The 20,340-nt window shown below is 55.5% G+C and carries 21 protein-coding genes; 8 read left to right on the top strand and 13 right to left on the bottom strand.

Features of this window, described 5'->3' with window-relative positions; translation table 11 throughout:
• Window positions 1-2: 2 nt before the first annotated feature.
• Genes gspF through gspC form a run of 4 tightly spaced genes read right to left on the bottom strand, consistent with a single transcriptional unit; the run spans window position 3 to window position 5,371 of the window.
• Window positions 3-1,211 carry a type II secretion system inner membrane protein GspF gene (gspF, locus tag ACQG2Q_RS07925; RefSeq protein ID WP_426759097.1) on the bottom strand — a complete coding sequence of 403 codons (1,209 nt, stop codon included), beginning with the start codon at window positions 1,209-1,211 and terminating at the stop codon, window positions 3-5.
• On the bottom strand, window positions 1,211-2,689 hold the full coding sequence (gspE, locus tag ACQG2Q_RS07920) for a type II secretion system ATPase GspE (RefSeq protein WP_063138156.1): 1,479 nt from the start codon (window positions 2,687-2,689) through the stop codon (window positions 1,211-1,213). Before gspE ends, gspF begins: the two co-directional genes overlap by 1 nt.
• A gap of 14 nt (window positions 2,690-2,703) precedes the next feature.
• Window positions 2,704-4,626 (bottom strand): type II secretion system secretin GspD, encoded by a 1,923-nt coding sequence (gene gspD / locus ACQG2Q_RS07915; protein WP_023299693.1) that lies wholly within the window; start codon window positions 4,624-4,626, stop codon window positions 2,704-2,706.
• A gap of 13 nt (window positions 4,627-4,639) precedes the next feature.
• Entirely contained in the window at window positions 4,640-5,371 is a 732-nt protein-coding gene (gspC, locus tag ACQG2Q_RS07910; RefSeq protein WP_032671003.1) for a type II secretion system protein GspC, read from the bottom strand.
• 300 nt (window positions 5,372-5,671) lie between these two features.
• On the opposite strand from gspC, the gene ACQG2Q_RS07905 reads away from it, so the two are divergent.
• Window positions 5,672-7,234 carry an ExeA family protein gene (locus tag ACQG2Q_RS07905; RefSeq protein ID WP_063150540.1) on the top strand — a complete coding sequence of 521 codons (1,563 nt, stop codon included), beginning with the start codon at window positions 5,672-5,674 and terminating at the stop codon, window positions 7,232-7,234.
• On the top strand, window positions 7,234-7,866 hold the full coding sequence (locus ACQG2Q_RS07900; RefSeq protein WP_052680851.1) for a hypothetical protein: 633 nt from the start codon (window positions 7,234-7,236) through the stop codon (window positions 7,864-7,866). The genes ACQG2Q_RS07905 and ACQG2Q_RS07900 overlap by 1 nt, the downstream gene beginning before the upstream one ends.
• Before the next feature lie 3 nt (window positions 7,867-7,869).
• On the opposite strand, the gene ACQG2Q_RS07895 is transcribed toward ACQG2Q_RS07900, so the two are convergent.
• The 3 genes from ACQG2Q_RS07895 to ACQG2Q_RS07885 all read right to left on the bottom strand — a co-directional run bounded on the left by ACQG2Q_RS07895 (window position 7,870) and on the right by ACQG2Q_RS07885 (window position 9,905).
• Window positions 7,870-8,493 carry a helix-turn-helix domain-containing protein gene (locus tag ACQG2Q_RS07895; RefSeq protein WP_199004797.1) on the bottom strand — a complete coding sequence of 208 codons (624 nt, stop codon included), beginning with the start codon at window positions 8,491-8,493 and terminating at the stop codon, window positions 7,870-7,872.
• 261 nt (window positions 8,494-8,754) lie between these two features.
• A complete protein-coding gene (locus ACQG2Q_RS07890; RefSeq protein ID WP_063163408.1) occupies window positions 8,755-9,585 on the bottom strand; it encodes an N-acetylmuramoyl-L-alanine amidase in 831 nt (276 codons plus the stop codon).
• A complete protein-coding gene (locus ACQG2Q_RS07885) occupies window positions 9,582-9,905 on the bottom strand; it encodes a heavy metal-binding domain-containing protein (RefSeq protein ID WP_003858361.1) in 324 nt (107 codons plus the stop codon). Before ACQG2Q_RS07885 ends, ACQG2Q_RS07890 begins: the two co-directional genes overlap by 4 nt.
• A 97-nt stretch (window positions 9,906-10,002) precedes the next feature.
• Between ACQG2Q_RS07885 and ACQG2Q_RS07880 the strand changes: the two genes are divergently transcribed.
• From ACQG2Q_RS07880 to artJ, 6 genes are all read left to right on the top strand, one after another.
• Window positions 10,003-10,521, top strand: coding sequence for a lipoprotein (locus ACQG2Q_RS07880; protein WP_022647580.1), 519 nt, complete (start codon window positions 10,003-10,005; stop codon window positions 10,519-10,521).
• A 226-nt stretch (window positions 10,522-10,747) separates the two neighbouring features.
• On the top strand, window positions 10,748-11,476 hold the full coding sequence (gene artP, locus ACQG2Q_RS07875; protein WP_262935140.1) for an arginine ABC transporter ATP-binding protein ArtP: 729 nt from the start codon (window positions 10,748-10,750) through the stop codon (window positions 11,474-11,476).
• A gap of 18 nt (window positions 11,477-11,494) precedes the next feature.
• Window positions 11,495-12,226 carry an arginine ABC transporter substrate-binding protein ArtI gene (gene artI / locus ACQG2Q_RS07870; RefSeq protein ID WP_063849211.1) on the top strand — a complete coding sequence of 244 codons (732 nt, stop codon included), beginning with the start codon at window positions 11,495-11,497 and terminating at the stop codon, window positions 12,224-12,226.
• A 6-nt stretch (window positions 12,227-12,232) separates the two neighbouring features.
• The gene (gene artQ, locus ACQG2Q_RS07865) at window positions 12,233-12,949 is read left to right on the top strand and encodes an arginine ABC transporter permease ArtQ (RefSeq protein ID WP_003858367.1); all 717 of its coding nucleotides are present in this window, start codon (window positions 12,233-12,235) and stop codon (window positions 12,947-12,949) included.
• Window positions 12,949-13,617 carry an arginine ABC transporter permease ArtM gene (gene artM / locus ACQG2Q_RS07860; protein ID WP_022647579.1) on the top strand — a complete coding sequence of 223 codons (669 nt, stop codon included), beginning with the start codon at window positions 12,949-12,951 and terminating at the stop codon, window positions 13,615-13,617. The genes artQ and artM overlap by 1 nt, the downstream gene beginning before the upstream one ends.
• A 173-nt stretch (window positions 13,618-13,790) precedes the next feature.
• Entirely contained in the window at window positions 13,791-14,522 is a 732-nt protein-coding gene (artJ, locus tag ACQG2Q_RS07855) for an arginine ABC transporter substrate-binding protein ArtJ (protein ID WP_015571008.1), read from the top strand.
• 75 nt (window positions 14,523-14,597) lie between these two features.
• Here artJ and ACQG2Q_RS07850 read toward each other — a convergent pair whose 3' ends face one another.
• From ACQG2Q_RS07850 to potH, 6 genes are all read right to left on the bottom strand, one after another.
• Window positions 14,598-16,067 (bottom strand): sensor histidine kinase, encoded by a 1,470-nt coding sequence (locus ACQG2Q_RS07850; RefSeq protein ID WP_032624570.1) that lies wholly within the window; start codon window positions 16,065-16,067, stop codon window positions 14,598-14,600.
• Window positions 16,051-16,758: a response regulator transcription factor gene (locus ACQG2Q_RS07845; protein ID WP_063149658.1), complete on the bottom strand. Its 708-nt coding sequence runs from the start codon at window positions 16,756-16,758 to the stop codon at window positions 16,051-16,053. Before ACQG2Q_RS07845 ends, ACQG2Q_RS07850 begins: the two co-directional genes overlap by 17 nt.
• A gap of 72 nt (window positions 16,759-16,830) precedes the next feature.
• Window positions 16,831-17,958 (bottom strand): 23S rRNA (uracil(747)-C(5))-methyltransferase RlmC, encoded by a 1,128-nt coding sequence (gene rlmC / locus ACQG2Q_RS07840; protein ID WP_063149649.1) that lies wholly within the window; start codon window positions 17,956-17,958, stop codon window positions 16,831-16,833.
• 40 nt (window positions 17,959-17,998) lie between these two features.
• Window positions 17,999-18,496, bottom strand: coding sequence for a YbjO family protein (locus tag ACQG2Q_RS07835; protein ID WP_087878582.1), 498 nt, complete (start codon window positions 18,494-18,496; stop codon window positions 17,999-18,001).
• 42 nt (window positions 18,497-18,538) lie between these two features.
• Complete coding sequence (potI, locus tag ACQG2Q_RS07830) at window positions 18,539-19,384, bottom strand: putrescine ABC transporter permease PotI (RefSeq protein WP_022647574.1); 846 nt, start codon at window positions 19,382-19,384, stop codon at window positions 18,539-18,541.
• Complete coding sequence (gene potH, locus ACQG2Q_RS07825; protein ID WP_017384875.1) at window positions 19,381-20,334, bottom strand: putrescine ABC transporter permease PotH; 954 nt, start codon at window positions 20,332-20,334, stop codon at window positions 19,381-19,383. Before potH ends, potI begins: the two co-directional genes overlap by 4 nt.
• Window positions 20,335-20,340 lie beyond the last annotated feature (6 nt).

Genomic DNA, 20,340 nt, shown 5'->3' with positions numbered 1-20,340 from the left:
ATTTAACCTACCATATTATTAAGTTGCAGAAGCGGTTGTAATATTGAAAGAACGATGAATAAAACAATCGTCGCCATGGATACCACCAGCGCCGGTTCAAATACCGACAGCGTTAATGTAATTCGATGCTGTAATGCCGATTCCTGCTTTTCCGCCGCGCGATCCATTAAATTACCTAATTCCCCGCTCTCTTCACCGGAGGCAATCATATACAGCATGGTTGGCGGGAATAATTTCGCCTGTTCCAGCGCCGCATACAGCGACGCCCCCTGACGTACGGTATCGGCGGCCTGCTCAAGCACCTGACGGGCATAGAGATTTTCAATACCGTCCATCGCGATATACATCCCCTCCAGCAGCGGCACGCTGCTGGCCTGCAAAATGCTCAGGGTACGGATATAGCGGGCGCTGTTGATGGCGCACACCAGCTTTTTAATCGGCGAGCCATTCACCAGCCAGCTGTGCCAGCGAAAACGGTTTTTCACGTTTCGCACCCAGGTTTTGAAGCCGACGAACGCCCCCGCCAGGCTGCCGACAATATAGATACCCCAGGCTTGCAGGAAATCACTTACCGCAATCAGCGTCCGGGTGGTGATCGGCAGTTGCTGTTTCATGTGGGTAAACTGCTCAATCACCTGCGGCACCACCGCCACCAGCAGAATGCCGATCACCGCGATAGCGACCACGGTGAGGGTAATCGGGTAGACCATCGCCTGCGTCAGCTTGCTTTTCATCTTCTGGCGCTGTTCGTTGTACTCCGCCAGCTTCTCCAGCACGTCGCCCAGATGGCCGGTCTTCTCACCGGCCATCACCAGCGTGCAGTAGAGTTTGTCGAAGGTGCGTGGAAACTGGCTAAAGGCGTCGAACAGCGTATGCCCCTCGACCACCTTCTCGCGGATCTCCACCACCATCGCCGCCAGCTTTTTATCTTCCGTCTGCTTAGAGATCGCCTTCAGCGCACTTTCCAGCGGCAGCGCGGCGTTCACCAGCGTCGAAAGCTGACGGGTAAACATCGACAGCACCGGGGTAGATAGCTTCCCCCCGGTTTTCGCTTTCCCGCCTGTCGCCGTTTCGCGGGTTTCGGTGATGCTCACGGGCATCAGCTTTTGCTCGCGAAGCCACTGGCGAACCTGCTTTTGCCCCTCGGCCTGTAACGTCCCGCGCTGGGTTTTTCCCGCGGCACTCGTCGCCGTCCAGGCGTAGAAGGCCATTACGCATCCCCCCCACGCTCGGCGGTGACGCGCATGACTTCTTCCAGAGACGTCACGCCGCCGATCACCTTCAGCAGCCCGTTTTCACGCAGGCTGTAGGCCTGCTTAAAGAGCTGCGTTTCGATGGACATTTCGTCCTTATCTTCATGGATGGCGCGGCGCATGGTACTGTCCACCACCAGAAACTCATGAATACCGGCGCGGCCCTGATAGCCGCTCTGACGGCAGTGTTCACACCCTACCGCGCGATAAATTGCTTTTGGCGGCGCGTCCATAAAGCTGAACAACGCTTTTTCATTGGCATCCAGCGGACTGGTGGTCCGGCAGTGCGTACACAGCCGACGCACCAGACGCTGGGCAATGACACCGAGCAGCGATGAACCGATTAAAAACGACTCCAGCCCCATATCCCGCAGACGGGTTATCGCCCCTGCGGCACTGTTGGTATGCAGCGTCGACATCACCAGGTGACCGGTCAGCGACGCCTGCACCGCGATCTGGGCGGTCTCACCGTCGCGAATTTCCCCGATCATCACCACGTCCGGATCCTGACGCAGAATCGCGCGCAGCCCGCGGGCAAAGGTCATGTCCACGCGCGGGTTAACCTGCGTCTGCCCCACGCCTTCCAGCTCGTATTCGATCGGGTCTTCCACGGTCAGAATGTTGCGCTCGTGACCGTTCAGCGCCGAAAGAATGGCGTACAGCGTGGTACTTTTACCGGAACCCGTCGGGCCGGTAACGAGGATGATCCCGTGCGGGCGGTCAATCAGCCCTTTCAGCTTCTCCAGCTCTTCATCAATCAGCCCAAGCTTGTTGATGTCGGGCTTGAGATTGCTTTTATCGAGCAGGCGCATGACCACGCGCTCGCCGTACTGAGACGGAATGGTCGACACACGCACGTCGATGGCCTTACGGCCAATGCGCAGGGAGATACGTCCATCCTGGGGGAGACGTTTCTCGGCGATGTCGAGTTTCGACATCACCTTAATACGCGACACCAGCAGCGGGGCGAGCTTACGCGCCGGTTGCAACACCGGGCGCAGCACGCCGTCAACACGAAAGCGGATGCTCAGCGTGCGCTCGAAGGTTTCGATATGAATATCCGACGCGCCGTCCTTCACCGCCTCGCCGAGAATGGCGTTGATCAGGCGGATCACCGGTGAGTTTTCGTCGTTATCGAGCAGATCTTCGTTATCCGGGATCTCCTCGGTTAAGGCCATCAGATCGATATCCGCGTCCATGTCGTCCACCAGTTGCTGCGACACGCCGCTGCTCTGCTGCCAGATTTTGGCCAGCATCTCGTCAAACGCTTCCGGCGTCACAGTGACGGGGATGAAAGCACGGCCCAGCACCCGGCGCACCTCCAGCAGAGCATGCGCAGGAGTGTCGTCCCGGATATAGACATCATTGTTGTAAAACAGAACGCCGTTATCTTTTGCGTAGCTGCTGCTACACAGTGTTTTACTCAGTTCGTCCACGTTACCCCTCCGCGCTATTCTTTAAACGGATTGCGCGTGGCGCTGGTTTTCACCGGTGCGGCGCCAGTGCTTGCAGAGGGAAACGCGGGCAGGACGGCGTTGTCAGTCGGCTCAACAATACCGAGCTTTTTCTCCTCCACTCGCTGCATCTGGCGCACCCGGATCTGGTCATATTTCTCTTTCGAGGCCGCGCTGTAGTTGTCGTCGTCACGCAGGACGGTGGTATGAATAAACACCATCAGGTTGCGTTTGGAAGTATCCTGCGAGGTGTAGCGGAACAGCTGACCGACCAGCGGGATATCGCCGAGCAGGGGCACTTTGGACACGGACTGTTTGGTCACATTTTCCATCAGACCGCCAAGCACCACCGTCTGGCCACTGTGGACCATCACTTCGTTATTAATCGTGCGCGTGTTGAAGGTTGGGCCGAGGCTGGAGTCTTCCGTCGCGCTGTTGTCGACACTCGACACTTCCTGCTCAATCTTCAGATGGATCATGTCGCCATCGTTAATCTGCGGCACAATCTTCAGCTTGGTCCCTACGGTTTTACGCTCAACCGAGTTAAAGACGTTGTCGCCGCTGGTGGTTTGCGAACCGGAAAGCACCGGCACATCCTGACCGACGTTGAACGACGCTTCTTTGTTATCCAGCGTGACCACGCTTGGCGTGGAGAGGATGTCATTTTTGCCGTCAGTGGAAAGCGCGGTCACCAGCGCACCGAAGTCACCGTTAAAGAAGCCGGTCGCAAGGCCAGTGAAACTTGCCCCTTTCATGGTGCCATTTTTAATCTGGCTGATTGGCAGGCCGGTGGAGCCAAACTGCACCCCGCCGTGCTTGCTGGTCCACTGCACGCCAAGATCCAGGCCGTTACCGTCCTGCACTTCGGCAATGATCGCTTCCACCAGCACCTGCGGACGGCGAATATCCAGCTTGTCGATCACTTTCTCGAGGGAGTTCATCACGTTAGGCTGTGCGGTGATCACCAGGGAGTTGGTTGACTCGTCGGCGGTAATATTCAGATCGGTTGAGGCGCTCGCGGATTTCGCTTTGGCCGCACCCGGCTTGTCTTTCAGCTGCTCACCAATCCCGGTGAGAACCGGCACCACTTTGGTGGCGCTGGCATACTTGAGGTAGAAGACGCGGGTATTGCCCTCGTTATTCTGCTCACGATCCAGCTGATGAATAAGGGAACGGGTGCGCGCCCGCGCATCTTCCGCGCCGCTGATCACCAGGCTGTTGGTTTCGTCATCCGCGACGACTTTAGTCGCCAGCTGCGGCGCGTTCTGCCCTTTCTGTTCTTCATTGTTGAGGTTATTCAACATCTCCGAGAGTTCTTTGGCGGACGCAAAGCGCAGCGGGATGATTTCGCGACGCTGGATGCCGTCTTTATCGACGCGCTGCACCAGATCCACCAGCCGGTTCACCACCGAGGCTTTACCGGTTAACAGCAGGACGTTGGACGGCTCAAAGTGGACCACGTTCCCGATACCGGTGGCATCGTTGAGCTGACGCAGCAGCGGGGCCAGCTCACGAACAGGCACGTTTTCCATGCGCACCACGCGGGTGATGATCTCGTCACCTTTGCCCGGATTTTTGCTGTCTGCCAGCGGCGCACCTGCGGTACGCGCCACGCTTGAGCGCACCACTTTGACCATGCCGTTGTCCATCGGGATCACCGACAGGCCGTAGAGATCCAGCACGCTCAGAAAGAATTGATAGTACTCATCTTCCGTCAGCACGTTGTAGGTTCGGACCGAGACGGTTCCCTGGACGGACGGATCGACCAGAATGGTTTTATTGAGATTTCGGCCTACCGTATCGATAAACTCGCGAATATCAGTATTTTTAAAACTCGCGCTAAAGTTAGCTGCAAGCAGCGAACTGGAATATAACGACAATGCGGTCAGCGCCACGCACGCCCAGGGAATTTTTTTCATGTCTGCACACTTTTTAATTGTTTAGAACATTAATCCGAATATTTTCAAGGTGAGCGTGACGTCGTACGATGACCTCCGCTTCTTTCATTTTTGACCAGTTGGCAATAATGCTTTTCGCTTTTGCTTCATCGGTCATATCGACAGAGTTAACCTGAACCGCCACATCGCCTTTTACCAGACCTGACTGGCTGTAAAAGGCGGAGGCATTCCTTGGGTTTATCCTGTAGCCTTCCAGTCGGCCCTTTTCAATTATGGGTTTTAACACCAGATAATCATCAAGATGCACACTCTCTGCGCCAACATCTTTTGTCGATTTCGTTACCGGGCCGCTATCCACGCCACCCTTAAAATAGTCCGGTTTATTTAATGCCAGAACCTGCGTAGTACCTTCATAATTAACCACCACATTATCTTTGTTTATTTCCTGAATAAATGCGTCGTTAAATCCAGAGAGAGGTTCACCCTCACGGTAGCTTCTCTGACCGCCTGGCGTTTTGATGACAGCAAAGGAGAGCCAGGCGTCATCGCTGTTCACAATACCTTCGATTTCAGCTGCCAGCGGGGCTTTCACCGCACCCGGTAAGATTTCCTGACGCACGGCTGCCGTAAAAAGCGAAAAGGATTTCTCTTCGCGCGTTTTTTTCAGCGGCTGTTGATCGGCATTAGCCAACTTATTCATAACTTTTTTATAATCTTTAAAGGTGAGATACCCTTGCTGGCCGCAAAAGATCAGCAGCACAAACATAATACAAGGCGTTATCCACCGTGAAAGAAATGAGAACCTCATTTTTTATCCGGCCTATAGCAAAGCAAAAATAAGCAGCGTCATACTGCGCCAATATGGATGAAAATAGTAATAAGCTGGTGCAAATGCGACCACTGACTTCGCCGCTAACTTTCATAAAGAAAAATATTGACCGTATAAAATCCAAATGTTAGACGCTGCCAGCAGGATATTTTTACCCTGTTTGCAAATTGACCGTTCAGGGGCGTTACCTTACTTTCTGATGCTGTTGCTATTCCTAATCAGAGACGGTAAGTCGTTATGTATCAGAGCCACTTTAATTTTAAAAATCCGCCATTCAGATCGATCGCCCGTTTATCCGGGGATTTTCTGGTGCCTTATCATCAGGATGTGTTCAACCTGTTGAAAGAGAAAACCCAGCAGGCGGGAATTATCGGGCTCTTTTGCGACGACGCCCCGCTTCTGGGTCACTTCAGCGATGCGCTAAAAACCCGCCACAGTAACGTCCTTGTTATCAATGCGTTTCCCAAACTGAGTGCCAGTAGCCTGCTGTACAAGCTCAATCCGGTAACGAAAGAGAGCAAGAATCGCCTGCAGGCGGTGGATGCCATCCTGCGCCAGTGGCACGAGGGAAAAGCGAAAACCAGAGTGCTGGTGATTTCACACGCCGAAGCCATGAAAGAGAGCTGCCGTGAAGTCCTGGGTACGCTGCTCACGCGAGCCCAGGAGCTGAACTTCCGGCTCTCCGTGGTGCTGACGGGCACTGCGGATCAGGAAATCCTGCTTAAGCAACCTGAACTGCGCGAATATACACACACTCGTCATGTCCTGCGCCCCCTGACCTGCCGCGAATTCCTGGGCTATGTGCAGGCGCAATGCGAAGAACACGGCTGTGAAAATTCGCCGTTAACGCCGGCCCGCGTGCGCAAAATGCACACGTTGACCAAAGGCAACATCAGCAAACTTAACGAACTGGCGCACCTGTCAATGCTCGCTGCCTGGACGGAACGCGCGTCGCAGGTCAGCCCGCGTCATTTACGCCTGGCGGCGGGAGAGATCCTGCCCGCGAAAAAACACGGTAAGCGTCTGGCAACCGTGGGGCTGTTCGCATCGGTGCTGTTTGCCGCCTGCGGCTGGTATTTAACCTCGTCCATCAGCGGGCATCTTCCCATCCAGCTGCCGGTCCCCGTCAGTTGGAAACAGCCGACGCGAAAAACGGAGGCGCCCGTGGTGCCGGTTATCGACAATGAAATGGTTAATCAGCCGGATGCGATGCACCAGCTCTATCTGATGTGGGGATATGACGCCTCGGCCGAAGATGCGCTGTGCCAGAATGCCGCTAAAGTGAACCTGATGTGTAAACAGGGGAACGCGTCGCCGGAGACGCTGGCGCAGGAAGGGTATCCGTGGGTCAGTGAACTGAAAACCAGCGGTCACCTTAACTATGCGGTGGTCGCCAGGGTCGGAGATACATCAATTGACCTGTTAATGAATAACCGGACCTGGCAGGTGAGCCGCAGCTGGTTTAACCGGCATGCGACCGGCAACTTCACCCAGTTGCACCGCCTGACACCGGAAGGAAAAGACGCGATCGGCGCGGCCAGCGACAGCAAAGACATGGCCTGGCTCGATCAGCAGTTAAGCATCGCGCTGAACCAGCCCGAAACGCATGCCCGGATCTGGACCGCAGAGATGATGAAACGCACCCGTGAGTTTCAGCAAAAAATGCATCTGCACGTGGATGGCATCCCCGGCGAAGAAACGCTGATGCAGCTGATGCGCGTAACCAACAGCACGCCGAGCGTACTGATTCAGGCCACCCGCACTACCCCGGACGCAAAAATGCAGGAGAAGAAAGCCTAATGTCGACCATCTGCCTTGCGGCCCAGCGCAGCTATACAACCGGGGAAGCGGTCTGGTTTTCGTACCGCCTCCCCAGCCTGAAAAACGTTTTCGGCAAAACAGCATTATGGATGGTCGGCCTTTGCGCCATGCTGGTTGTCGGCCTGTATATGCATGTCTACTGGAACATGCGCCACCCGGCGCCTGAACCAGTCAACGCCAGCGTTGCCAAACCGGAAACCCAGCTTTCGGAGATGCACTACGTGTATGTGAGTAAACCGTTCCCACATCCGCAGCCTAAAGCTGCGCCAGTGCCTGTTGATGTTCCACCGATGCAGGATCTGCCGATCATCAGTGATGATGCCGACTGGCAGCAGGCGCCCGACGGCGCGGTGCCGCAAGAACCCTCGCGGGATACCCTACCCGGAACTGAGGCGCATGAGCACGATACCGCCCCCGCCAGCACGAGCAGTGAAGAGTCATCATTAACGGAATTATTTAAACAGGCATTAAAAGAGCAGGAGCAGGATTATTCTCAAGGAAAAATTCCCGCACCGCCGGTTGACGAAACGCAGGATAATTCACAAGCAAGTGTTAAAAACAGTGAAAACAGCCGTTCCCCTTTCAGTGATAAAGGAGACCGGCGGGAGTAGGCATTAATATTTTTCAGGCAGTGCGGTGAGGTTAAGCAGTCGACCTTTTTCCACCACAATATATTGACCTTTTTTCAGATCGGAGAGGATTTTAATAATGGTGCTACGTGCCAGGTTAGTGTATTCCTGAATGTAATCATAAACGTTAATATCACGCTGATGCTGTACAATCAGGTCGTTGATCTCATATAAAAATTCGCGAACAACAGAATATGCGCTGCGAGCGACCAGAATATCATCGCGCTTGCTCATCAGGCATATGTACCAGGAAAGCACTTTTGTCAGTTCAGGCCACAGGTTTTTCTCGGTCATCAGCTGGGCGAAGACCTCTTTCTTGATCGAGCGAACAACCGTATTCGACCGAACAAGGCCGTACATATGGGTGGCGTTGTAATACATCGACGACAGGCCGAAAATGCATTGCCCGGTAACGGTGAACAAGCACAGTTCGTCAGAGTCACGTCGAAATTCGACTTCGCCGCTGACAATAATATGAATTAAACCGGAATCAGCAGTGGAAATCTTCTGCCATTTTTTTAACGTTCTTTCTTCAGCGCATGAGGTTGCAGAAATAATCTTTTCCATTTCATGTTGCGGACGTAATTTTTTTCCATAGATGCTTAACATTGTTATACCCGTTTTAAGATGTGATTTTAAAATAACATGGCAACGGCATTCATACCGAACCATAAATATTTTCCTGATGAAAAACTCAAGAATAAAAAAAAGAGTGAAGTTTTTTATTCGCTAAATTGCTTAGCGTGCTATGTGTCCATCTTAAATCCGAATAATTTTAAGTCAATTAACTAAAAATGAAATGAGATTGTACTTAGGATTAATCTAATAGAAACTTGCGGAAATATACTCATTTGGGGGTAAGCCAAAGGTTTACCCCTGCCCGTATTTCTCTAAAAGTGCTTCGGCAATCGCCATGGTTTCAACATCCGCTACGCCATTCCATAACTGCGGACGGAAATGCATCTGGAACACCATGATGATGCGTTTTTGCTGTGCAGGCGTGCTGTTTTCTGGCACCTCGTAACCGTAGCGCGCCAGCACATCGAGCAATGCTGCGGTATCAACCTGCTGATAATGCGGTCGCCCGTTGATATAAAAATTCACCCGCGCCGGTTCGGGCCAGGCTCCGATGCCCTGCTGCGCCAGTTCGCGCCACGGAAACAGCGGGCCAGGGTCGTCTTTACGCTGCGGGGCGATATCCGAATGGGCCACAACGTTCTGCGGTTTAATGTCGTAGCGGGCGATGATGTCTCTGGCAAGCGGGATTAGCGCCGCAATTTGCCCCGGTTCGAAGGGGGTAAAGGTTTTCACACCATCGGTTTTCCGCCAGCCGCGGTTTTCCAGCTCAATGCCGACGGAGGTATCATTTATGCGGTTGGTCCCACGCCAAAAGCTAATACCTGCATGCCAGGCCAGCTCGCTCTCCGGCACCAGCTGCCAGATACGCGGTTTGCCCTGCGGAGCTGGGGGCTTCGCGGGGATGAGATAGTGAGAGCTGACGTTTTTATCGGTCAAGGTCGCAAGCGAGGTGTCGAAATCATCGGCGGTGTAATGGATCACCAGCACCTTTATGCGCGGGTAGGCCGCCTGCGCCTGATGGCGCGTATCAAGTTCGTACGCGCCTTTATCAACAATGCCCTCTTCCGAGGCGCATCCTGCCAGCAACAATGCCAGCAGGAGGGTTGAGAGCGAACGCTTCATCGACGGGTTTTCACCGCCGTGCCGCTTACGCTCACCATCAGCATGCTGGCATCTTTCCCGACCGTTTCGTAGTCGATATCAATGCCCACCACCGCATCCGCGCCCAGCGCTTTGGCCTGCTCGCCCAGCTCCTTAAACGCAATATCACGCGCTTTACGCAGTTCTTTCTCGTAGGCACCGGAGCGCCCGCCGACGATATCCCGAATGCCGGCAAAGAAGTCCCGGAAGATGTTGGCGCCCAGAATCGCCTCACCGGTGACCACGCCGCAGTACTCGGTAATGGGTTGACCTTCCAGGGTTGGTGTTGTTGAAAATTGCATACTTCCTCTCCGTCTTTAGCGTTCAATGCGTTAGCAACTGCATTATCGGTTCGTTACGCTATGATTGAAAGGATAGTTAATAAATAAGGAAATCAACATGCGCTACTCTGCTTTAACGCTTTTAGTGCCCTGCGCGCTGGTGCTCAGCGCCTGCACTACGCCGGTCACGCCAGCCTTTAAGGATATCGGTTCCCGCAGCGGCCCCTGCATTGAGGGCGGCCCGGACGCCGTGGCGCAACAGTTCTATGATTACCGCATTCAGCATCGCGGTAATGACCTCACCGCCCTGCGCCCGTACCTGAGCGATAATCTGGCGAAACTGCTTAATGACGCCTCGCGCGATCCGCAGCAAAACGCGCTGCTTTCATCCGATCCGTTCTCCAGCCGCGCCACGCTGCCGGACAGCGCCGACGTCGCCAGCGCGTCCACCATTCCGAATACCGACGCACGGAATATTCCTCTGCGCGTGAAGCTAACCCAGGGGACGCAAACCTGGCAGGATGAGGTGCTGATGATCCGTGAAGGCCAGTGCTGGGCAATAGATGATGTGCGCTACATTGGCGGCAGCGTTCATGCTCCGGCGGGCACCCTTCGCCAGTCGATTGAGAACCGCTAACGCATACGTTAAATAAACGTTAACCCCGTAAAATGTCCGGCATTTCATGCGGAATGCCGACATTTATTCTCGCCCCCCTTTCCCGTCGCTATTTTGTGCTATGTTTAAGAGGAAACACGGGTTATATTTAACTTTTAACGCAGAAATATTGCATAACTATTCTGTCAACGGTACTATCTGCGGCCTCAATTGCTATAGATTGCCTGGATGAGTAAAGACTGCCCCGATGAGTATTAAACTAAACGGCATTAACTGCTTCTACGGCGCACACCAGGCGCTGTCCGACATTACGCTGAGCTGCCCGGAGGGCGAAACGCTGGTTTTGCTCGGCCCAAGCGGTGCGGGAAAAAGCTCCCTTCTGCGTGTTTTAAATCTGCTTGAAATGCCCCGTTCGGGAACGCTGGCCATCGCCGGTAACCATTTTGACTTCGCGAAAACCCCTTCTGATAAAGCGATTCGTGAACTGCGTCAAAACGTGGGCATGGTTTTCCAGCAATATAATCTCTGGCCGCATCTGACGGTGGTGCAAAACCTGATTGAAGCCCCGTGCCGCGTGCTTGGCTTAAGCAAAGACCAGGCGATGGCGCGAGCTGAAAAGCTGCTGGAACGTCTGCGTCTGAAACCGTACAGCGACCGTTATCCTCTGCATCTCTCTGGTGGTCAGCAACAGCGTGTGGCGATCGCCCGTGCGCTGATGATGGAGCCAGCGGTGCTGCTGTTCGACGAACCAACCGCAGCGCTGGACCCGGAAATTACTGCCCAGATCGTGAGTATCATTCGTGAACTGGCGGAAACCAACATTACCCAGGTCATCGTGACCCACGAGGTGGAAGTGGCGCGCAAAACCGCCAGCCGCGTGGTCTACATGGAAAACGGGTATATCGTTGAGCAAGGTGATGCGAGCTGCTTCACCAACCCGCAAACCGATGCCTTCAAAAACTACTTATCACACTGATGTGTTAGGGAAATTATAATGAAAAAAGTATTGATTGCCGCGCTGCTTGCTAGCGTCAGCCTTTCCGCTACCGCAGCCCAGACCATCCGTTTCGCCACTGAAGCGTCCTACCCTCCGTTTGAATCCATTGATGCGAACAACAAGATTGTTGGCTTCGACGTGGACCTGGCAAATGCCCTGTGTAAAGAGATCGACGCGACCTGTACCTTCAGCAACCAGGCGTTCGACAGCCTGATCCCAAGCCTGAAGTTCCGCCGTATCGACGCCGTGATGGCCGGTATGGACATCACTTCGGAGCGTGAAAAGCAGGTTCTGTTCACCACCCCTTACTACGACAACTCGGCGCTGTTCATTGGTCAGAAAGGTAAATACGCCTCCGTTGACCTGCTGAAAGGCAAGAAAGTCGGCGTGCAGAACGGCACCACGCACCAGAAATTCATCATGGATAAGCACCCGGAAATCACCGCCGTGCCGTATGACAGCTACCAGAATGCGAAGCTGGACCTGCAAAACGGCCGTATCGATGCGGTGTTCGGGGACACGGCTGTCGTGACTGAATGGCTGAAAGCGAACGACAAGCTGGCCGCCGTGGGTGACAAGGTGACAGATAAAGACTACTTCGGTACAGGTCTGGGTATTGCCGTACGTCAGGGCAACACCGAGCTGCAGCAGAAATTCAACGCTGCGCTGGAAAAAGTGAAGAAAGACGGCACCTACGAAACCATCTACAAAAAATGGTTCCAGAAGTAATTCCTGATGAATGAAATTTTTCCTTTAGCAAGCGCCGCCGGGATGACCGTCGGCCTTGCCGTTTGTGCACTGATTATCGGCCTCGTACTGGCGATGTTCTTTGCGGTGTGGGAGTCCGTTAAGTGGCGCCCTGTCGCATGGCTCGGTTCAGCGCTGGTAACTGTGCTGCGTGGACTGCCGGAAATTCTGGTGGTCCTGTTTATCTATTTCGGCTCCTCACAGCTGCTGTTAACGCTGTCGGACGGCTTTACGATTAATCTCGGCTTTGCGCAGATCCCGGTGCAAATGCAGATTGAGAACTTCGACGTCAGTCCGTTCCTGTGCGGCGTAATTGCGCTCTCCCTGCTCTATTCGGCCTATGCGTCACAAACGCTGCGCGGCGCGCTGAAAGCGGTACCGCAGGGACAGTGGGAATCCGGTCAGGCGCTGGGCCTGTCGAAAGCGGCGATCTTCTTCCGCCTGGTGATGCCGCAGATGTGGCGTCATGCCCTGCCAGGGCTGGGCAACCAGTGGCTGGTACTGCTGAAAGATACCGCACTGGTGAGCCTGATCAGCGTGAACGATTTAATGCTGCAAACCAAAAGTATCGCCACCCGTACGCAGGAGCCATTTACCTGGTACATCGTCGCGGCGGCTATCTACCTGGTGATCACGTTGCTGAGCCAGTACGTTCTGAAGCGTATTGATCTGCGCGCAACGCGTTTTGAACGGAGACCAGGCTGATGCTGGATTATTTACCCGAACTGATGAAAGGGCTGCACACCAGCCTGACGCTGACCGTTGCGTCTATCATCGTAGCGCTGATCCTGGCGCTGTTCTTCACCATCGTCCTGACGCTGAAAACGCCGGTGCTGGTGTGGATTGTCCGTGGCTACATTACGCTCTTTACCGGTACGCCGCTGCTGGTGCAGATCTTCCTGATTTACTACGGTCCAGGGCAGTTCCCGTCGTTACAGGAATATCCGGTTATCTGGCATTTGCTCTCTGAGCCATGGCTCTGCGCCCTGATAGCTCTCTCACTGAACAGCGCGGCCTATACCACGCAGCTGTTTTACGGCGCGATCCGCGCGATCCCGGAAGGCCAGTGGCAGTCCTGCGGTGCGCTGGGCATGAGCAAGAAGGACACGCTGGCGATCCTGCTGCCATACGCCTTTAAGCGTGCGCTCTCTTCCTATTCCAACGAAGTCGTTCTGGTGTTCAAAAGCACCTCTCTGGCCTACACCATCACCCTGATGGAAGTGATGGGCCACGGGCAGCTGCTGTACGGACGTACCTACGACGTGATGGTGTTCGGTGCGGCGGGTCTGGTCTATCTGGTGGTCAACGGTCTGCTGACGCTGATGATGCGTCTTATCGAGCGTAAGGCGCTGGCGTTTGAGCGCAGGAATTAATCACGCCATTGCATAAAACGGTATTCATTGAGCGGGTAACCTGATGGGTTATCCGCTTTTTTTTGCAATAAATGTAATATTTAATCATTTTTATTGCATATAAATTCAGTAAATGGCATTGTATATCCAGGCCGCAGACACGGCGCATAAATAAGACAGACGGGAGCATTACAATGAAAAAGTTAGTTCTGGCCGCATTACTCGCAACCTTCGCCGCAGGCGCATCCGCCGCAGATAAAATCAATTTTGGCGTTTCTGCCACCTATCCGCCGTTTGAATCGCTGGATGCCAGCAACCAGATCGTCGGCTTTGACATTGACCTGGCGAAAGCGCTGTGCAAGCAGATGCAGGCCGACTGCACCTTTACTAACCACGCGTTTGACAGCCTGATCCCGTCCCTGAAATTTAAAAAATACGATGCGGTGATCTCCGGCATGGATATCACCCCAGAGCGCAGCAAGCAGGTCGCGTTCACCGACCCGTACTACGCGAACTCTGCGGTAGTGATTGCGAAGAAAGGGGCTTATAAGTCTTTCGACGAGCTGAAAGGCAAGCGCATCGGCATGGAAAACGGCACCACGCACCAGAAATATCTCCAGGACAAGCATCCTGAAGTGAAAACCGTGGCCTATGACAGCTACCAGAACGCAATTATCGACCTGAAAAATGGCCGTATCGATGGCGTATTTGGCGACACCGCGGTGGTGAATGAGTGGCTGAAAACCAACCCGCAGCTGGGTACAGCGACGGAGAAAGTGACCGATCCGCAATACTTTGGTACCGGCCTCGGCATCGCGGTACGTCCGGATAACAAAGCCCTGCTGGAAAAACTGAACGGCGCGCTGAAAGCGATCAAAGCTGACGGCACATACCAGAAAATCAGCGAGCAGTGGTTCCCGCAGTAATCTCTTTTTGCCGGGTGGTCTGGCCTACGGGGGTGGTCTGTAGGCCGGGAAAGCGCAGCGCCACCCGGCAATTTCTCATAGCGGCACAAAGAACCTGAACCGCGCCCCGCTCACGGACTCCATCAGCCTGATCCCGCCACCGTGCAGCTCCAGCATTCTCTTCACGATTAACAGCCCTAATCCCCCACGGTTCTCCCGCGACGCCTGAGGATTTAACGCTGACGGTCGCTGGAACAAATCGTCGCGCAGCGAGGCATCTACGCCCGTACCATTGTCTGCCACTTCGACCTGAAGTCGTTCATTCTCCTGCCAGACCGCCAGACGAATTTCTCCGCCGCTCGGCGTATGACGGATGGCGTTATCCAGAAGATTAGTGACCACGCGCTCGATCATCGACACGTCGGCGTTCACCAGCGGCAATCGCCCCGGCACATCAATACGCAGGTTCACCTCGCGCGTGCGGGCGGTAAGTTCAAACTTCTGCGCCACGTCGGAAATCAGTTCAGCCATGGCAAAACGCTCGCGCTGGGGCTTGATGCCGCCGTGCTCAAGACGCGCCAGCTCGAACAGCTGCTGCGACAGATGGCGTACCTTTTGCCCCTGACGCAGCGCGGTAGCGAGGTACTGCTGATGCTCCTGCGGCGACAGCGTGGCGGATTTCAGCGACAGCGTTTCCAGATAACCCAGCAGCGACGTCAACGGGGTGCGTAAGTCGTGCGAAATGTTGGCGATAAACTCCCGGCGCTGGCGGTCGCTGTCGGCCAGCCGATCCCACTGAGAGGTGATTTTGCGCGCCAGCTCGATAAAGGTATTGCGCAGGATCGCCACTTCATCCTGGCCGGCAGGCTCGAGCGGCTGGGCCGCCAGCTGCTTAATCGCGCTGATGCTGTCCTGCTCCAGCCCGGCCACGTCCAGCGTGAGCTGTTTAACCGGGCGCGTCACCCAGTACCAGAGCAGCAGCCCCGCCAGCAGACCAAACAGCGCCACCAGCAGCATCGACCACAGCGCCGTACTCCAGAGCGCTTTGTGCCAGGCCATCTCCGCCAGCGCGTTGGACTCCTCCCCCTGCAAAATAATGTACAGATACCCCTTCAGCTCGCCGTCCTGTCGCAGCGGGGTGGCGCTGAAGACTTTCTTATTCTGGCTTCGGGGATCGTCGCCAAACACCGGCATCACCGTCCCGCTCAGGAAATTCTGTATCGGCGCGAGGTCAATTTTTTGCCGCTGAATGTGCCCCGGCGGGGCGGCATCGGCCAGGATATCGCCATCAGGCGAGACAACATACAGCTCGACGCTCGGATTAAAGGTCATCAGCCGATCGAACAGCGGCTTTAAGGCGCTGCGATCCACCCTGCCCTGCGAATCCAGAATCGCTTCCCGCTGCGCAATCTGCTGCGCCAGCCCGCCTGAGAGACGCTGCACCATCGCATTGCCGTACTGCATGCTAACGTAGAGCTGCACCGCACAGGCGACGGTGGCGCAGAGCAACAGTAACACCGTAAACAGCAGCGTCAGGCGCTGGCTCAGGCTAAAGCGACGCATCATGATTCTGCTCCGCAAATTTGTAGCCTTTGCCCCAGACGGTGCGAACGATCTCCGGCTCGGCGGCATCTTTCTCTATTTTGATGCGCAGGCGGTTAATATGAGTGTTGACGGTGTGTTCGTAGCCTTCGTGCTGATACCCCCACACCTGCTCCAGCAATGCCAGCCGTGAAAAGACCTCTCCGGGATGGCGGGCAAAAAAATAGAGCAGTTCAAATTCACGCGGGGTGAGATCGACGTGTTGACCGTTAAGACGCACGGTGCGCGCCAGCGGATCGATAGTCAGACCGTGCGCCTGAATAATGCCGTCCGTCTGCGCCTGGCCCATCGCCTGCTGACGACGAAACAGCGCCTTAATGCGGGCAATCAGCTCCTGCACCGAGAAAGGTTTTGCCAGATAATCATCCGCCCCGGTTTCCAGGCCGGTAATACGGTCAGTTTCACTGCTGCGGGCGCTAATGATGATAATGGGCAGGTAGCGGGTCATCTGGCGGATACGGCGGCAAATCTCCAGACCATCAACATTCGGCAGCATCAGATCGAGGATCACCGCGTCCCACGGCTGTTTATCAAGACGCTGTAAGGCGTTGCCCCCGTCCGGCTCGTGGGTAATGGCGTAGCCTTCATCTTCCAGGTTAAGACGCAGGAGTGCAGCGATATCGTGGTCGTCTTCTACCAGCAGGATCTGCTTCATGGGTAAGCCTTCAATCATTTGTTATGACGTAAGCTTACCTGATTTCGAGCGGGGGAAGAGTTCACATTTTGTTTAAGATTTCACGAGCAACGTCAGCACTTCGTAATGCGCAGTGTGCGGGAACATATCAAAGAGCTGAACGCGCGCAATGCGGTAGCCCGGCAGGCTGGCGATATCCTTCGCCATGGTCTGCGCGTTACAGCTGGAGTAGACGATGTACTCCGGCGCCATCTGGCTCAGGTAGTCGCAGAGCGCCTGGCCGATACCCCGGCGCGGCGGGTTCACCAGCACCAGCTCCGGCACGTTGCCCTGACCGGTGGCGAACCGGGTCGAGTCCAGCGCCTGGAAGTGCAGATTCGTCAGCCCCAGCTCCGCGGCGGACTGTTTCGCGCAGGCGATGGCCTCCGCAGAAATTTCAATCCCGGTGAGCTGCATGTCTGGCGTGGCACAGTGCAGGCCAAAGCCGCCGACGCCGCAGAACAGATCCCACATGTGATGAACCTGTAACGCACGCACCCAGTCGCGCGCGGTCGCGTACAGCGCGCTGGCGACGGTGGGGTTAGTCTGGAAGAAGCTTTGCGGACGGATCCACAGCGGCACGCCGTTGAAATTCTCCGCCAGCGCATGCTGTTCGGTGAAGAAAATCTCTTTCTCTCCTTCCATGATCGCCATATGCACCGGCTGAATATTAGCAGTAATGACCTTGAGCTGCGGAAGCTGTTCCTGCAGCCACGGCAACACCGCGCGAAGCTGCTCCAGTTTGGTTTCCGAACGCAGCACAAAGCGCAGCATCATCCCGCCGTCGATTTGGCTTTCGGTCAGCAGAAGGTACTTAAGCTCGCCGCGTCTGCGGGCAACGTTATAGGGCGTTAACCCCGCGCGGGCGATAAAGGGTTTCAGGGCGGTAAACACCGGCTCAAACGAGGCGGGATACAGCGGACAGCCGGTGAGATCGACGGGCGTGCCGTCACGGTGCAGCATGCCCAGCAGCGGCTTTTCGACGCTGCCGCTGACCACCATTTTGGCTTTATTACGAAAGCCCTGCTCCGGCCCGCTGACGGGTGCGCACCACTCGCCCACCGCGTGTGCTGCCAGCAGCTGTTGCAGGTCGACCATTTTGGCGGTGAGTTGTTGAGGGACCGGCTGTTCTATCCACTGACAGGAGCGGCAGCGTCCGGCGTCATAGAGTGCGCACTGCATATGAAAACCTTAAGAATCACGAGGGCTGCGATTATACACATTATTGCAGGCGGAAGAACCGCCGACTGGAGGCGGGAACATAGAGCAGGCAGAGCACCAGCATGTCCGGCAATTTTTGCATCACTAAGGAATGGAAAATCTCGCGGCGGGAGCCGCCGGGAATGCTGAACAGCTCCGGATAGCCATAGCCCAGCGAGGCGGCCCACAGATAGCTGGCGGCGGTGATCTGCGTAAGAAAATATACCCAGCGCGCCCAGTTGCGCCCCTTTACCAGCGAGAACGCACAGTAGATCTCAATAAACACCAGCATCAGGCTGCTGAGAAACACCAGCGTCAGATTCCACGTCTGCGCGCTGCGGTGAATGAACTCCCCCATGCCTCGCGGGCCCAGCGTGTTCATAATCATCAGCACATCCAGGCAGCGGATCATAATAATGGCGAGCGCCGCCACCTGCACCAGCGCAGGGACGTTCGGACGGGCGTGCGAATGACGTGTTTTTTGCAAGAATCCCAATGTTTTTACTTCCCTGAAAAACAGTGCCGCGTCATACGCGGCACATCACTGGAAATAATAATTCCTTCAGCCGCGTCTTGCACGCTGGATATCGCGCACGCGCTGCTTTTCCGCGCGCGCCATCAAATACCAGGCGATAAATCCGACAATTCCGACCACGCCGAGGATGATGGAGGCCAGGGCATTAATCTCCGGATTCACCCCCATGCGCACGCTGGAGAAGACCAGCATCGGCAGCGTCGTCGCGCCCGGCCCCGACACAAAGCTGGCGATAACCAGATCGTCGAGCGAGAGCGTGAACGCCAGCAGCCAGCCGGAGATCACCGCCGGCATAATCATCGGCAGCGTGATGATGAAAAAGACCTTCAGCGGCGTGGCGCCGAGATCCATCGCCGCCTCTTCAATGGAGCGATCCAGCTCGCGCAGCCGCGAGGAGATGACCACCGCCACATACGCCGTACAGAAGGTGACGTGCGCCAGCCAGATGGTGAGCATCCCGCGATCCGCTGGCCAGCCGATGGCGTGCGCCAGCGCGACAAACAGCAGGAGCAGCGACAGACCGGTGATGACGTCCGGCATGACCAGCGGGGCGGTGATCATAAACGCAAAACCATTTGCTCCGCGAAAACGGCCGAAGCGCACCATCACCAGCGCAGCAATCGTGCCCAGCACGCAGGCCATCGTCGCCGCCAGCGCCGCAATGGTCAGGCTCAGCCCCACCGCACTCATCATCGCATCATCGTGGAACAGCTCGCTGTACCAGCGCGTCGACCAGCCCGCCCAGACGGTGACCAGCTTAGAGCTGTTGAACGAGTAGATCACCAGCATTAGCATCGGCGCGTACAGGAAGGTAAAGCCGATAATCAGGATCAGAATTCGCCACGGGGAGCGTACTACCGGTAAGTTGTTCATCCGTGGTCTCCCATCTGTTTCTGCTGATGTTTGTGGAACCACATGATCGGCACGATCAGCAGCAGTAACATGACAATCGCCACCGCCGAGGCCACCGGCCAGTCGCGGTTATTGAAGAACTCCTGCCACAGCACGCGGCCAATCATGATGCTGTCCGGGCCGCCGAGCAGTTCGGGGATCACAAACTCCCCGACCGCCGGGATAAACACCAGCATCGATCCGGCGATGATCCCGCCTTTTGTGAGCGGCACAATGACGCTGAAGAACGTCTTCAATGGGCGTGCGCCGAGATCCAGCGAAGCTTCCACCAGCGAGTAATCGATTCGCGTCAGCGCCGTATAGATTGGCAGCACCATAAACGGCAGATAGGCATAGACAATCCCGATATACACCGCAAGGTTGGTATGCAGGATCGTCAGCGGCTGGTCGATCACCCCAAGCCACAGCAGGAAGTTATTCAGTATGCCGTTATTCTTCAGGATCCCCATCCACGCGTACACGCGGATCAGGAACGATGTCCACGACGGTAAAATGACCAACAGCAGTAAAATATTTCGCGTCGACGGCTTGCTGTGCGCCACTGCCCACGCCAGCGGGTAGCCCATCAACAAACAGCAGATCGTTGAAATAGCCGCAACCTGTAACGACTGCAAATAGGCTTCGAAATAGAGCGGATCGTCGGTCAGTTGCAGGAAATTACCGAGGTTTACGGTCAGCGTCAGCTGGCCGTCGGCCCACTCCCACAGATCGGTATACGGCGGGATCGCCCGCGCCATCTCCGCCAGGCTGATCTTAAAGACGATCAGGAACGGCAGCAGAAACAGCAGGATCAGCCAGATATAGGGCATGGCGATGACCAGCTTGCGGCCATGCGCCATCTGCATGCGCGCCAGCCAGAGCGCGAAACCGCCCGGTTTTTTGACGCGGGCTGGAGGTTCAAGTGTGCTCATGACCGC

The sequence above is a fragment of the Enterobacter cloacae complex sp. 370H10 genome (assembly GCF_050031535.1).
GTDB lineage: Bacteria > Pseudomonadota > Gammaproteobacteria > Enterobacterales > Enterobacteriaceae > Enterobacter > Enterobacter intestinihominis.
This window is presented reverse-complemented; position numbering and strand designations above follow the sequence as displayed.